Here is a 14139-nt window from a genome sequence, read left to right on the forward strand (position 1 = left end):
ATCAACGCGCTCGTTTCAGCCGTGCCGGTCCAAAACGTCTTAGAATATGACACCCGCCCGGATTCGCGCCGCTTCCTCTTCTTCTTTGTCCAAATACCTCGGGGTCGCCACCGGCTCAAGAGACCTGCCGGCGACGGGCAGCGCCTCCGGCCATGGCGGCGCAAGTAACCGGCGTTTCCGATCCAACGCGACCCGTTCTAGCTGACACGCCCTGACGCGGGACTATCCGGCGGCTCGACATCCGGGCGGACCGGCGTGAACTCCGCTTCTTGCTCGTCCTTGTGATCGGTGGCAGGGCGGTCAGCGGCAGTGGCGCTTTCATCGCCGCTGTCGGCTTCGGCGGGCGTCTCGCGCGTGGTGACGGTGACCGACGGATCGACATCGACGTAATCCTCTTCGCGCGGGACCATCCCCGGCGCGACATCCGCGATCTCGGTCTTAGACGGCGCTTCCGGCTTTTGCTGCGGCGCTTCGACATCGGAAACGGTGGCATCCGTATCCACGATGGCAGCAGGTTCCGAAGTTGCCGTCCCGCCCTTGTTCATCGGACCAACGAGCAGTGGAAGCATTTCGGCACCCGAAGTCACCGGGGCCGGATCCTTCATCTCGGGTTCGCGCCATGTCAGCGTATCGAAACCACCGCAGCTATCGCAGACCGGCGCCCAGTTGGACATGATGTTGTGGCATTTGTCGCAAACCCATTGCGAGCCGCGCGAAGCCGTCAATGCGCGCGCCAGCCAGCCCCGGACGACGCTGTCATCGGCACCCTCGCCACGCTCGACCGCTGCCATGATCGACAGGGTGCGCACGGTCGGATGCGCCTGCGCCAGATCGCCAAGCGCACGGCGGGCGCCGGGGAAATCCTCGGCCGCCAGCAGCAGCTCGGCTTTCAGCAGGCGCGATTCCTCGTGATCGGGGTTCTTGCGCAGAAGCGCGTCGAAACGGCGCAGACGCTGGTTCGGCGTCTCGTCCGGCACGATCTCGGCATAGGTGGCCGCGATATCGGGATGCGGTCGCACCGACCATGTCTTTTCAAGGATACGGGTCGCATTGCGGAAATTCTTCTGCGCAATGTAACCGCGCGCCGCCAGCACCGCCGCAGGGATCAGATCGGGCGACGCCTTGGCCGCCGAGATCGCCGCCTCGCGCGCACTGACCGAGTTTTCGCTCGACAGCACCTCGCTGGCCTCCTGCAGCGCCAGAACGGCGTCGCGGCGGATCGCGACATCCTTCGTCAGCTCGCCCTGCCGGCGCTTGTCCTTCAGCGTGGCGCGTGCGCCCTTCCAGTCATGCTCGCGCGTCTGAAGTTCCAGCAGGGTGTTCTGAAGCTCCTTGTGTTTCGGCTTGATCGCATAGGCTTTCTGGGCCAGCAGCATCGCGGATTTGGTATCGCCCTCGTCCAGTTTCTGCTTCATCAGCCCCCGGATGCCGACGAAACGGGTGCGCTCATCCTCCAGCAATTTGCGATAGGTCGCATTGGCCCGTGCGGTATCGCCCGCGACCTCGGCAGCCTGTGCGGTCAGAAGATTGGTGATATGCGGCCGGTCAAGGAATTTCTCGGCCTTCGCGGCCTTGTCCAGCGCAAGCTTTCCCTCGCCCGAGGCGATGGCAAGCATGCCCTCGCCAAGCGCATCATATCCCTTGCGCTCGCGCGAGCGGGTGAAATAGCGGCTGATCGAGGTTTCATCCCCCGCAAGAAAACGCAGAAAGGCAAGCGCCAGTCCAAGCAGCTTGAACACAAGCCATGCCAGCACCATCAGTACAAGCAGCGCGACAACCGCCTTGACCGGCGTCAGCATGATCTCGGTACCGGCATATTCAAGGAATAGCGGCTGCGCGGTCTCGGACAATTTTATCGCGCCAAGGGCAATCGCCAGAACCGCAGCAAAGAAGAACAGTATCTTCAGCAAGGACAGAAACATGGGCCGGGTCCTTAATTCGTGGATGTCGTCAGGTCGGACAAGGCCGCCTGCGCATCATTGTAAGCCTGTGCCCCCGCCAGCCATTCGGCCATGGCAGGAACCTGTCGGGCGTTTTCGGGCAATGCCTGCATTTCGTCCAGCGCGGCGGCAATATCGCCCGCCTCGACGCTGGCATTCGCCCGGGACAGCACCGCATCGGCATCATCCCCTTCACGCGGCGCAACCGAACGCGCACCCGTCTGGGCCTTCAGGAAATTCGTCAGGGCATTCCCGCCGCCGCCCTCGGCATCCGACGACGTCGACACCCGCAGGACCGCGCGTGACGCGTCGCCAAAGCCGGCCTGCAAGTCATCAAGGCTTGGAATGTCCTTTTGCAGCGCCTCGGGCGCATCCATGCCGGCATCGGTGAATGCCTGCTGCGCCTCTTGCGCGGTCACGCCCTTATCAAGCGCCGCCTGCAACGAGGCAACCGCCGCCACCGCCTGCGCCCGCCGGGTGCTTTCCGCAGCTTCCTCTTGCAGCTTGGCGGCTTCTTCCTGAACGGCGGCGATCCGGCTTTCGACATCGCTGGCCATGCCGCCGATCTGCTCCTGCAGGCTCTGCGCCTCATCGGCAAGCGCCTGCACGCGCTCGGCGGCTTCGGGATCGATACTGGGCCGTGCTTCAAGCTGTGCGATCTTCGCCGCCTGCTCTTCAAGCTGCTTTTGCAACCCGGTCAGATCGATTGCCGGTGCCTCTGGATCATCCGAGGGAACCAGCGACGCATTCCCGGCATCAGAGGGCTCTGCGCCTGCATCTTCGGAACCTTCGGTCGCGGCATCCGGCGATTCGGGACTTGCGGCACCCGCTTCTTCCAGCGCGGCAATCCGCTGGGTGTGTTCCTCCAGCATGGCCTGGATATCATCCGGCAGCGCCGCCTCTGCTACCGGAGCATTTGCAACGGCATCTTCGGCGGCTGCGGTTGCGGCGGTAACCGCTTCTTCCCGGATCACCTCGGCATCGATCCCGGCCTCCTGTTCGGGAAGCCAGCCTGCGGGCAGATGGGGAAGCGCCCAGATCGTCGCGGCAGCGCCCAGCCCGGCGGCAACCACACCGCCAAAGGCCACCGGCCAGAAGCCGGTCTTGCGCACGGTCACCTGCTGTTGCGGCGCAGGCGCCGGTTCGGTCACCCCGGCCGGGGCAACCTCCGAAACGGGCGCCTTTTCCGAAGCCGCGACGGCGGCCTGCGCAGGCTTGCGCGCGTCGACCGGCGGAACTCCGCCCTTGATTTCCGTGGTCGCGTTATCCTTCGGGGTATCCTTGGTCATATCCGCCGATTCCGATGACTGTTCGGCCACTCCCGGCTGATCGGTCACGGGATTCGCGGTGTCCTGCTTCGCCTCGGCCGCCGGGCGTCCGGTACCGGCCTTGCCGACAAGGGTCGAATCAACCGGGCTAATAACCCCGCCGCTGGCAGTGGCGGAATCACCTTTGCCTTCACCCACATCCCTTGTCGCGACGGCACCCGGCTCTGCCGCCTCTTTCTTCAATTTCAACGTCTCGGTTGGCTGTTCCGGCTGAGATTCCGTCGAAGTCTTCGAGGCTTTGCTTTTGCTTGGCTTGGTCACATTCGGTCCCCGTCATCACACGCCATGGCGAAATACATGCTGCCATGTCTTTACGCTAACCTACTCAGGCAACGCCACAGTCTCAACCCGATGTGATCAGCTTTGTTCCATGCCCGCCATTAGTCGGATGGCCGCAGCCATCGCGTCGGCGGTCGGACCAGCGGCAGTGATCTGCCTGCTGCAAGGACCACTCCACGCCACCGCCGCAGCCGGGCTGATCGCAACAATCCACAACTCCGCGCAACTCTCCCCGGTCTGCGCCGCCAGCAACCGTGCCGAGCGCGGGGAAAACAGCGGCAGCAGAACCGGCGCTTCACAGGTAAGCAAGGCCCGCGCATCCGCGTTCAGCGGCTGCGCGATCTGGTCATAGACCACCATTCCCTCGACCGGCAATTCGCGGGCAAGGTGCCGGCCATGCGGGTGGATCAGCGGCATTTCCGCCGATTCGATCAGCGGCAGCAGCGAGTCCGCGAAGCCATTGCCTTCGCGCGTCATGAAACCTGCCGCCCGCGCGACCTGCGCCGTACGCCCGCCCACGCAAAGCGCCAGCCGCCCGCGCCCCGGCCCCGCAGACGCCACCGCATGGGCCGAGGTAAAGACCAGCCCCCGCGCCGCGCGCAGCCGCGACGCATCATGCGCCACCGGTTCGATCCGCAGGATGGGCGAGATCACCGCCCGGAATTCCGGCAGCATCGCGGCGAAGCGCCTTGAATCCGCCTCCGGGCGGGTCAGCAACAATCCTGCTGTCATTCGGCTTGGCATTGGCAATTCCCGTCCGGCGGTGCTACTTGCTTCTGGGTAAGCGCCAATCCCCCTCCGGGCAAGAGCATGCGGACAAGAGCATGGAAGACCTGATTTTCCTGGGCATCGAAAGCAGTTGCGACGATACCGCCGCCGCCATCGTCACCGGCGAGGGGCGGATTCTGTCCTCGGTCGTCGCGGGCCAGACCGAGATGCATGCGGATTTCGGCGGTGTCGTCCCCGAAATCGCCGCCCGCGCCCATACCGAGCGGCTGGACCATTGCGTCGAGCAGGCACTGCAAGAGGCCCGACTGGGCCTGTCCGATCTGTCTGCCGTGGCGGTGACCGCAGGGCCGGGGCTGATCGGCGGAGTCATGGCCGGGGTGATGACGGCCAAGGGGATCGCGGCGGGGGCCGGATTGCCGCTGGTCGGGGTCAATCATCTGGCCGGGCATGCCCTGACGCCGCGCCTGACCGACGGGATCGGCTTTCCCTATCTGATGTTGCTGGTCTCGGGCGGGCATTGCCAGTTCCTTCGCGTGGACGGCCCGCAGGAATTTCATCGCCTTGGCGGCACCATCGACGATGCCCCGGGCGAGGCGTTCGACAAGCTCGCCAAGCTGCTGGCCCTGCCGCAACCCGGCGGTCCTTCGGTAGAGGCCGAGGCGCGGCTGGGCGATGGCGACCGGTTCGACCTGCCCAGACCGCTTCTTGACCGGCCCGGTTGCGACATGTCGTTTTCCGGTCTGAAAACCGCCGCGCTGCGCCTGCGCGACCGTCTGATCGCCGAACAGGGCGGCTTGCGGCAAGCCGACCGGCAGGATCTTTGCGCGGCGTTTCAATCCGCCATGGCCGGGATCCTGGCCGAGAAATCCCGCCGCGCGCTGGCCGCAAGCCCGGTTCCGGCCCTTGCCGTAGCGGGCGGGGTCGCCGCCAATCAGACCATCCGCGCGGCCTTGCAGCAGGTTGCGGCCGAAGCCGGGGCGACTTTCCTAGCGCCTCCGCTTCGGCTTTGCACCGACAATGCGGCCATGATCGCATGGGCAGGCATAGAACGTTACCGCGAAGGCGCGCGCGACGGCATGGATCTGGCCGCCCGCCCCCGCTGGCCGCTGGACCAAAGCGCCGCGCCGATGCTGGGCAGCGGCAAGAAAGGGGCAAAGGCATGAAGCTGGCGATTCTGGGCGCAGGAGCATTCGGCACGGCGCTTGCCGTCGCGCTGTCCGCCAATGGGCCGGTGGCGCTTTGGGGGCGCAGCACCGGCTGGAGCGGCGAGAATCCGCGCCTGCCTGGCGTGACCCTGCCCGATGCGGTCACCGTGACCGATGATCTGGTACAGGCGGCACAGGCGGATACGATATTGCTGGCCCTGCCCGCGCAGAAACTGAACGATTTCCTGACCGCGAACGCCCGCATCCTGCGCGGCAAGACCCTGGTCAGCACCGCCAAGGGCATTGACCTGACCCGCCTGACCGGCCCGTCGCAACTGATCGCCGCTGCCTGCCCCGATGCGGCGGTCGCAGTGCTGACCGGTCCGTCTTTCGCCGCCGATATCGCCCGGGGGCTGCCGACGGCCCTGACGCTTGCCTGCGCCGATGCCGGACGGGGCAAGGTGCTGCAACATGCGCTGTCGACACCGGTTCTGCGGCTTTACCGGACCACGGATGTCACCGGTGCGGAACTGGGCGGCGCATTGAAAAACGTCATCGCCATCGCCGCCGGGGTTGCGATCGGGGCCGGGCTGGGCGATTCCGCCCGGGCCGCAATCGTCACCCGGGGCTTCGCCGAGATGTCGCGCCTGTCCGCCCGGCTTGGCGCGCGCCCCGAAACCTTGGCCGGTCTGTCGGGGCTGGGCGATCTGATGCTGACCTGCTCGTCGATGCAATCGCGCAATTTCCGCTTTGGTCATGCGAAGGGCGCAGGGCAGGATTTCGATGCCGCCACCACGGTGGAAGGCGCAGCCACCGCCCTTGCCGTCACCGGACTGGCCCGGCAGATGGGCGAGGATCTCCCAATCGCCGGAATGGTCGCACAGCTTGCACAGGGCAGCGTTTCCGTGGGAGATGCTATGGAACTGTTGATGAACCGTCCGCTGAAGGAGGAATGATGCCGCTTTTCGCCGTGATTTGCCGGGACAAGCCCGGCGCCTTGCAGACCCGTCTCGATACCCGCGAGGCGCATCTTGCCTATATCAATGACACCGGTATCGTCGCCATGGCCGGCCCGCTGATCGAACAGGGCGAGATGCGGGGTTCTCTGGTTATTCTCGACACGACGGATCTGGCCGCGGCAGAGCAATGGGCCGCGAATGATCCCTATAAATCCGCCGGGCTGTTCGACGATGTACAGGTGACGGAATGGAAGAAGGTGATCGGCTGATGGCTTACTGGTTGTTCAAATCCGAACCCGATGTTTTCGGCTGGGACGATCTGGTTGCGAAGGGCGATCAGGGCGAGGAATGGGACGGCGTGCGCAATTATCAGGCCCGCAACAATATGCGGGAAATGAAAAAGGGCGATCTGGGCCTGTTCTATCACTCGAATCAGGGCAAGGAGGCGGTCGGCATCTGCGAGGTCGTCGCCGAAGCCCATCCCGACAGCACCACCGATGATTCCCGCTGGGAATGCGTGGATGTGAAGGCGGTCAGGCCGCTGCCACGCCCTGTCTCGCTTGAGCAGGCCAAGGTCGAGCCGCGCCTGAAGGATATGGCGCTGGTGAATAATACGCGCCTGTCCGTTCAGCCCGTGACCGATGCCGAATGGGCGGTGGTCATGGAACTGGCGGGGCTGTAGGCGCCAGACCGTCGCGCGGCGAACGTGGCAGACGGCCGTCGCAGCCGACGTTCACGAATCGCTTACGATCATAGCCGGAACCGCTTCATTTCGTGCCGTCCCCGCGTTACGCTTATCCAAAACAGCACGATCAAGGAGATCCCATGGCCCAGCGACTTCACCTCGTATTCGGCGGCGAGCTTGTCGATCCGCAGCGGAACGAGTTCCGCGACACCGACGCCATCCATATCGTCGGCGTCTTCCCCAATTACCAATCCGCGTATAACGCCTGGAAATCCGAAGCGCAGCGCACGGTGGACAGCGCGCATACCCGTTATTTCATCGCGCATCTGCATCGCCTGCGCGATGAGGAACAGGCAGCCGGGCCGACTGAAGAACTTGGCAGCTGATGGCCCTTGCGGGGCTGGGACGGCTTGGCCTGTGGCTGCATCTGCGCCACGGCTCCGATGTTTCGGGCGGGATTTCCCTGCCCGAAGGACAGGGCCCGTTGCTTTTCCTCAGCTACGCGCAATCCCGCAAACTGGCGGCCGATCGGATTTCCGCGATCCTGAAGAAAGCCCGCCCCGACCTGCGCATTCACGAACTGACGCCCGGAGGTCACCCCGATCCGGACAGAAATCGCGACATGATGCGGGATCTGCTTGGTCAAGCCCGTCCTTTCGCGGTGCTTCTGTTAGGGGCTGATCTGCCTGCCGCATTGATCTCGGAGGCGGTCGCACAGGAAATTCCGGTCATTCTGGGCGAGGCCGATCTGCAACCACGCGAGTTGCACTGGACGCTGACCGCCGGGATGCGGCGCGATCTGCTGAATTCGCTGACCATGATCTTCGCGACCGACACCGCCAGTCATGAAACGGCGCGGCGCATGGGTATCGCCCCCCGCCGGGTTACGATGACCGGCCCCATCACCGAGATCCGCGATCCCCTGCCCTGCAACGAGGCCGAGCTTTCAGTCATTGCCGATCTTCTCAACGGCCGTCATTCCTGGCTTGCCACCTGCGTTCCCGCATCCGAGGAGCAGGCGGTGCTGACCGCGCATCGCGCCGCCTTGCGTCAGGCCCATCGCACCTTGCTGTTTCTGATCCCCGCTTCCGCCGAACGCATCGGACCGCTGGCGGAAAGATGCGAACGGAACGGCCTGATCGTCGCCCAGCGGGCAATGGATGAAGAGCCGCTGGACGATGTTCAGGTCCTGCTGGTGGATTCCCCCGAAGAGCTGGGCCTTTGGTACCGTCTGGCCCCGGTGACCTATATGGGCGGCACCTTATCCGGGGATGACGACGAAACCCGCCACCCGTTCGAGCCGGCGGCACTTGGATCGGCCATCGTCCACGGACCGGCAACAAAACGATTTGCGACCGAATGGCATCAGCTTGACGCAGGCGGCGCGGCGCGGCAGGTTGTCAATCCGGGTGAATTGGCGCGTGTCATCGCCGAACTCACCCTGCCTGAACTGGTCGCCGATCTTGCCAGCAATGCCTGGACCGTCGGCACCGGCGGCGCAGGAGTCGCCATGCAGATCGCCGCCTACATACTGGATCTGCTGAAAAAGGTCCGGACATGATGCGCGCGCCCGCTTTCTGGTATATCCACCCGCCAAGCCTGCAAGCCCGGATGCTGGCGCCGCTGGGCGCGCTTTACGCCCATGCCACGGCGCGGCGATTGCGGGGCGGCGCGCGCATCCGCGTCGGCGTACCGGTGATCTGCGTCGGCAACCTGAACGCGGGCGGCACCGGCAAAACCCCCACCGTGATCCATCTGCAGCAATTGCTGCAGGCACGGGGCATCGCCGCGCATGTCGTGTCGCGCGGTTATGGCGGCAATGCCTCGGGGGTTCTGCGGGTTAATGAACGGGATCATGACGCCGCACTGACCGGGGATGAGCCTTTGCTGATGGCCGCGTTCGGCCCCGTCTGGGTCGCGGATGACCGGGCAGCCGGGGCAAGGGCGGCGGCCGCTGCCGGGGCAGAGGCAATCATTCTTGACGACGGGTTTCAGGATCCGGCGCTGGCCCATGACCTGTCGCTGATCGTCACCGATGCCGCCAAAGGGTTCGGCAATGGCTTGTGCCTGCCTGCCGGACCGCTGCGCGAACCCGTCAAGGCGGGGCTGGCACGCGCGGATCTGCTGCTGTCCATCGGCGACGGCCCGGCGCAGGCACAGTTTACGCCACCTGCCGGCCTGCCGCATTTGCAAGGACAACTTGCGCCACTGCAAACCGGGATCGACTGGCAGGGCCACCGGGTGCTTGCTTTCGCTGGCATCGGCCACCCCGAGAAATTCTTTGCCACGCTGCAGGGGCTTGGGGCGGAGCTGGTTCGGGGCGAGGCGCTGGACGATCATCAGCCCTTTACGCCCGCATTGCTGAAACGGCTGGAGACCGAGGCGCAGATGCGGGGCGCACAGCTTGTGACGACCGAAAAGGACGCCGTGCGCCTGCCCCGCGATTTCCGCGCCAGGGTGCTGGCATTGCCGGTGCGGCTGAAGATCGGCAATCCCGACCCGCTGACACAGGAGCTTGACCGTTTGTTTCCCGCCTGACCGGCTTTTCCGCCCATCCGCTTTGCAATTCGCCGGATCGTGCCGATATATAGCGGGAACCGCCCATGCGAAAGGAAAAGCATCATGTCTGGCAAGGCGATGCAAAGATTGAGCTTTTATCTGCTTGTGCTGCTGGCGCTTTATGCGTCCCTTGCCGGCGCGGGATAAGGAGCGGGCATGTCACAACGTTACGGCGGTAAGTTCTCTCCCGGCGGGATCACCGGCAATTCCGGGCGCATGCCCGCGATGGAAACCCGGCATCGGCTTCAGGGAAGGCCGAAATGGATCACCATTGCCGCCACGCCGCTGCTTCTTACCGCCTTCTTTCAGGATCCGGCCGGGCTGGTCGCCAATCTGGCAGGCTTCGGACTGATCGCCGCGGGAATGTGGATGACCGGCGAGGGCCTGAAGGCCGAGGCCGCCTATGACCGCCGCAGGGTCGCCCGCCGCCCGGCCATTCCCCGCAAGCTGTTCGGGGGCGTGATGGCCGCTCTGGGCCTTGGTCTGGGCGCGTTCGAACCGGGCGCGATAGTCGGAAGCGGGTTGATCGGTATTGCCGGTCTGGGCTTGCACTGGCTGGCCTTTGGCGCCGATCCGATGCGCAGCAAGGGGATGGAGGGCATCGACAGTTTTCAGCAGGATCGCGCCGCCCGGATGATCGCCGAGGGGCAGGCCCATCTGGACCAGATGAAGGATGCGATCCGGCGCAGCGGCGAAAGGCGGCTGGAGGCCCGGGTGGCAATATTCGAGGCGACCGTACAGGAATTATTCGATCAGGTCCGCGAAGAACCCGCAAATCTGGGCGCGGTGCGCCGGTATATGGGCGTCTATCTCATGGGCGCGCGCGACGCGACGGTGAAATTCGCCGATCTCTATGCCCGCTCGCAGGATGCCGGCGCGCGGGCGGCCTATGAGCAGTTCCTGACCGATCTGGAAAATGATTTCAATGCGCGCAGCAAGCAATTGCTGGAGGGTGACCGCAGCGATCTGGATATCGAGATTTCGGTACTGCGCGACCGTCTGGCCCGCGAAGGAGTGCGCCCGGCCGATACGCCCCCCGATGCGTCCGGCGATACGGATACGCGCCCGGCGCTGGGATCCGAGGATGCGCAGACGCTGGACGATCTTCTGACGATGCCCGAACAGGAAAAGACCAAGCGATAAATGCCTCGTTACGCCCTGAAGATCGAATATGACGGCGGTCCCTTTTCAGGCTGGCAGGCGCAGGCCGACCAGCCATCGGTGCAGGAAACGGTCGAAAACGCCCTGTCGCGGCTTGACCCGGGTTTCGCCGAAGGGGCGCGGATCGCGGCTGCGGGCAGGACCGATGCCGGCGTGCATGCCACCGGTCAGGTCGCCCATGCCGATCTGGGCCGCGAATGGGATCCGTTTCGCCTGACCGAAGCGCTCAATTTCCATCTGAAACCTGCTCCGGTTGCGATTCTGGCGGCGGCTCGGGTGGATGACGATTTCCATGCCCGTTTCTCGGCTACCGAAAGGCGCTACAGCTTTCGGCTGATTGTCCGCCGCGCACCGGTGACACATGAGAAAGGCCGGGTCTGGCAGGTCACGCATCACCTGGATGCCGAGGCGATGCGCCAGGGTGCCGCCCATCTGATCGGAAAGCATGATTTCACCACCTTTCGCTCGTCGATCTGTCAGGCCCAAAGCCCGGTCAAGACCATGGACGAGATCAGGGTCGAGGAACGCGAGATCCCGCATGGTCAGGAAATCCTGTTCCATCTGCGGGCGCGATCCTTCCTGCATAATCAGGTTCGCTCGATCGTCGGCACGTTAGAGCGGGTGGGCGCGGGATCATGGCATCCCCGCAAGGTGGGCGACGTATTGGCGGCATGCGACCGCGCCGCATGCGGGCCGGTCTGCCCGCCGCAGGGGCTGTACCTGACGGGCGTAGGCTATCCGGTCGAAATCTTCGGCGACTGAGGACGGTTGCGGTGACGGCGGGGACGCTCTTCTTGCCGGGAAAGCACGATCTTGGCGGTATTCCACAGAATCCACAGATCAAGCGCAAGCGAGTTCTGATGCAGGTAGATCAGGTCGATCCGCAGCTTGGCGGGCAGGCAGCGGCGGTAATAGGCACGCTCGGTCGCCTCGGCGCTGTCGCAACGGGCAAGGATACGATCCTCGTGCCGGTGATAGATCAGCGTGGCAAGGCCGGTCACGCCTGGACGACAGCGCAGGACCTGCTTGTAGGTCAGGGGAAACCGCTCGACATATTCACGCAGCGGGGGGCGCGGGCCAACAAAGCTCATCTCGCCGCGCAAAATATTGAAAAGCTGAGGGAATTCATCTATCCGGCTGCGCCGCAGGAAGCGGCCGATCGGGGTGATGCGCCAATGTTTATGCGCCCCGGTTGCGCCTGAATCCTTGTCCTGCAGCAGCATGGTGCGGAACTTCAGTTGCCGGAAGCTTTGCCCCGGCGCGCGCATCCGTTCCGCCCGGTACAGGATGGGCCGCCCCTGCACGATAAGCAGGATCAACGCGACAACAGCCATTACGACCGACAGCGGGATCAGCAAAATCACGGCGAATACGACATCGAACAGTCTTTTCCGAAACGGATGCCCGACAGCTTCGGCGCCATCCTCATCCTGTTGCAGAACCAGATTCGCATTGGTGACATCCGCAAGGCTTATCGCCTTTGCGCCAAACTCGCCCCCGCCCCAATCACGATGGATGGTCACCCCGGAATCCCGATTATTTTACCCGCTTAGTCCTTGATTAACACGGTATTCATTGCATGGGAACCCAGAGTTGGGTTTGACAAGAGGTGGCTTGCCTATTTGCTACACATAGGTCACTTTAAAAGTGATTTTCCAAGCAAGGCGCGGTTTTCGATGCGCAAGTTTCTGGTCCTGCTGGACGATAGTCACGAATGCCTGAACGCGATGCGGTTTGCCGCCATGCGCGCGGCGAATACCGGTGGCGGCGTGGTCATCCTGTCGGTCATCCCCGCCAATGATATTCAACACGGCTTCGGCGTCGCCGATGTCATGCGTGCCGAAGCGCAGGAGCGGATAGAGGCGCATTTCGAGGTCTTCGCCAAATGGATGCGCTCGCGCCAGAAGGTCGAGCCGGAACTGCGCATCCGGGAAGGCGACCCGGCCGAGGAACTGATCGCACAGATCAGCGAGGATGAGGAAATCGGCATTGTCGTTCTTGGACTGAACAGCGACAAGGCAGCCGCGAACCCGGTCCTGAGCAGGCTTCTGCGCGAGGCGGGCCCCCTGTCCTGCCCGATCACGGTCGTGCCCGGCGATCTTTCGAAAGAACGTCTGGAGGCGATCACCTGACGCCGGTAGCGCTTGACCCGCACCCTCCGCGTCGCCATATCGGAACCAAAGGAGCGCAGTCATGTTCATCCAGACCGAAACCACGCCGAATCCGGCGACGCTGAAATTTCTTCCCGGCGAAACCGTGCTGGCCAGCGGCACCGCCGATTTCCCGAATGCCGGGGCAGGCGAAAAATCGCCTCTGGCACGGCGTATATTCGCGATAGAGGGTGTCACAGGCGTTTTCCTAGGCCGCGATTTCGTCACCGTGACCAAATCCGAGGATGCCCCCTGGGACCATCTGAAACCCTCGATCCTTGGCGCCATCATGGAACATTTCCAGTCCGGCGCCCCCGCCATCGAGGGCGAAGCGCCGGCAAATGACGGCCATGCCACCCATGACGGCCCGGATTCCGAAATCGTCGGGCAGATCAAGGAACTGCTGGATACCCGTGTTCGTCCGGCCGTGGCACAGGATGGCGGCGACATCACCTTCCACGGTTTTGATCGTGGAATCGTCTATCTGCATATGCAGGGTGCCTGCGCGGGCTGCCCCTCGTCCACATTGACGCTGAAAATGGGGATCGAGAATCTGCTGCGCCATTACATCCCCGAGGTGATCGAGGTCAGGCCCGTTGCCTGAACCCGTCGTCCTTGGCTTTGACACATCGGCCGCGCATTGCGCGGCCGCTTTGCTGTGCGAAGGCAGGATCATGGCATCCCGCCGCGAGGAAATGGCCAGAGGCCAAGCCGAACGGCTGTTTCCGATGCTGGAGGAAATGCTGGCCGAGGCCGGGCTGGGCTGGCGCGACCTTGATGTGATCGGTGTCGGCACCGGGCCGGGTAATTTCACCGGCATCCGGGTTGCCGTCGCGGCGGCGCGTGGGCTGGCATTATCGCTGAGCATCCCCGCCATCGGCATCAGTGCGCCCGAGGCCGCCGCCTACGGGCTTCCACGCCCGTGCCGGGTGATATTGCCCGCGCGCCGCGATCAGGTGATCTGGCAGGATTTCGGTGACGGCGAAGAGACAGGTCCGCCGCAGCTTGCCGCGTCCGATTCACTGCCACCCGGCCCGGCGCAGGCTGCGCCTGCGGTTCCGCTGGCCGAAGCGATCGCGCATCTTGCGCTTGCCCGCCGCAGCCAGCCCCCCCCCCGCCCCCCCCCCAGCGAAATTGCCCCCCCGCGGGCCGCCCCCGCCCCCGCTACAGCCCCCGCCCACCCCGCCGGGCCCCCCGGCCCCAA

16 protein-coding genes are annotated in these 14139 nt (G+C 64.4%); 12 read left to right on the forward strand and 4 right to left on the reverse strand.

What is annotated here, in order from left to right; all coding sequences use genetic code 11:
* Window positions 1-197: 197 nt before the first annotated feature.
* From Q0601_RS23345 to Q0601_RS23355, 3 genes are all read right to left on the reverse strand, one after another.
* Complete coding sequence (locus Q0601_RS23345) at window positions 198-1922, reverse strand: heme biosynthesis protein HemY (protein WP_305292371.1); 1725 nt, start codon at window positions 1920-1922, stop codon at window positions 198-200.
* 11 nt (window positions 1923-1933) lie between these two features.
* Window positions 1934-3529 (reverse strand): COG4223 family protein, encoded by a 1596-nt coding sequence (locus tag Q0601_RS23350; protein ID WP_305292372.1) that lies wholly within the window; start codon window positions 3527-3529, stop codon window positions 1934-1936.
* Window positions 3530-3625: 96 nt separating this feature from the next.
* The gene (locus tag Q0601_RS23355; RefSeq protein WP_305292373.1) at window positions 3626-4279 is read right to left on the reverse strand and encodes a uroporphyrinogen-III synthase; all 654 of its coding nucleotides are present in this window, start codon (window positions 4277-4279) and stop codon (window positions 3626-3628) included.
* 92 nt (window positions 4280-4371) lie between these two features.
* Between Q0601_RS23355 and tsaD the strand changes: the two genes are divergently transcribed.
* From tsaD to truA, 9 genes are all read left to right on the forward strand, one after another.
* Entirely contained in the window at window positions 4372-5439 is a 1068-nt protein-coding gene (tsaD, locus tag Q0601_RS23360) for a tRNA (adenosine(37)-N6)-threonylcarbamoyltransferase complex transferase subunit TsaD (RefSeq protein WP_305292374.1), read from the forward strand.
* The gene (locus tag Q0601_RS23365) at window positions 5436-6377 is read left to right on the forward strand and encodes an NAD(P)H-dependent glycerol-3-phosphate dehydrogenase (RefSeq protein ID WP_305292375.1); all 942 of its coding nucleotides are present in this window, start codon (window positions 5436-5438) and stop codon (window positions 6375-6377) included. The genes tsaD and Q0601_RS23365 overlap by 4 nt, the downstream gene beginning before the upstream one ends.
* Complete coding sequence (locus tag Q0601_RS23370) at window positions 6374-6649, forward strand: YciI family protein (protein WP_305292376.1); 276 nt, start codon at window positions 6374-6376, stop codon at window positions 6647-6649. The genes Q0601_RS23365 and Q0601_RS23370 overlap by 4 nt, the downstream gene beginning before the upstream one ends.
* Entirely contained in the window at window positions 6649-7062 is a 414-nt protein-coding gene (locus tag Q0601_RS23375) for an EVE domain-containing protein (protein WP_305292389.1), read from the forward strand. The genes Q0601_RS23370 and Q0601_RS23375 overlap by 1 nt, the downstream gene beginning before the upstream one ends.
* A 143-nt stretch (window positions 7063-7205) precedes the next feature.
* Entirely contained in the window at window positions 7206-7451 is a 246-nt protein-coding gene (locus Q0601_RS23380; RefSeq protein WP_305292377.1) for a DUF4170 domain-containing protein, read from the forward strand.
* The gene (locus Q0601_RS23385; RefSeq protein WP_305292378.1) at window positions 7451-8626 is read left to right on the forward strand and encodes a 3-deoxy-D-manno-octulosonic acid transferase; all 1176 of its coding nucleotides are present in this window, start codon (window positions 7451-7453) and stop codon (window positions 8624-8626) included. Before Q0601_RS23380 ends, Q0601_RS23385 begins: the two co-directional genes overlap by 1 nt.
* On the forward strand, window positions 8626-9603 hold the full coding sequence (lpxK, locus tag Q0601_RS23390; RefSeq protein ID WP_305292391.1) for a tetraacyldisaccharide 4'-kinase: 978 nt from the start codon (window positions 8626-8628) through the stop codon (window positions 9601-9603). The genes Q0601_RS23385 and lpxK overlap by 1 nt, the downstream gene beginning before the upstream one ends.
* A 177-nt stretch (window positions 9604-9780) precedes the next feature.
* The gene (locus Q0601_RS23395; RefSeq protein ID WP_305292379.1) at window positions 9781-10767 is read left to right on the forward strand and encodes a 5-bromo-4-chloroindolyl phosphate hydrolysis family protein; all 987 of its coding nucleotides are present in this window, start codon (window positions 9781-9783) and stop codon (window positions 10765-10767) included.
* A complete protein-coding gene (gene truA, locus Q0601_RS23400) occupies window positions 10768-11547 on the forward strand; it encodes a tRNA pseudouridine(38-40) synthase TruA (RefSeq protein ID WP_305292380.1) in 780 nt (259 codons plus the stop codon).
* On the opposite strand, the gene Q0601_RS23405 is transcribed toward truA, so the two are convergent.
* Entirely contained in the window at window positions 11520-12308 is a 789-nt protein-coding gene (locus tag Q0601_RS23405; RefSeq protein ID WP_370656182.1) for a sugar transferase, read from the reverse strand. The two genes, truA and Q0601_RS23405, sit on opposite strands and share 28 nt — an antisense overlap.
* Before the next feature lie 153 nt (window positions 12309-12461).
* Here Q0601_RS23405 and Q0601_RS23410 point away from each other — a divergent pair, with 153 nt between their 5' ends.
* The 3 genes from Q0601_RS23410 to tsaB all read left to right on the forward strand — a co-directional run.
* Window positions 12462-12917, forward strand: coding sequence for a universal stress protein (locus Q0601_RS23410; RefSeq protein WP_119751690.1), 456 nt, complete (start codon window positions 12462-12464; stop codon window positions 12915-12917).
* A 61-nt stretch (window positions 12918-12978) separates the two neighbouring features.
* Window positions 12979-13539, forward strand: coding sequence for a NifU family protein (locus Q0601_RS23415; RefSeq protein WP_119751689.1), 561 nt, complete (start codon window positions 12979-12981; stop codon window positions 13537-13539).
* A partial coding sequence (gene tsaB / locus Q0601_RS23420; protein ID WP_305292385.1) for a tRNA (adenosine(37)-N6)-threonylcarbamoyltransferase complex dimerization subunit type 1 TsaB occupies window positions 13532-14139 on the forward strand: 608 nt, incomplete at its 3' end. The genes Q0601_RS23415 and tsaB, both read left to right, overlap by 8 nt.

The organism is Paracoccus wurundjeri, from assembly GCF_030678915.1.
Classification (GTDB): domain Bacteria; phylum Pseudomonadota; class Alphaproteobacteria; order Rhodobacterales; family Rhodobacteraceae; genus Paracoccus; species Paracoccus onubensis_A.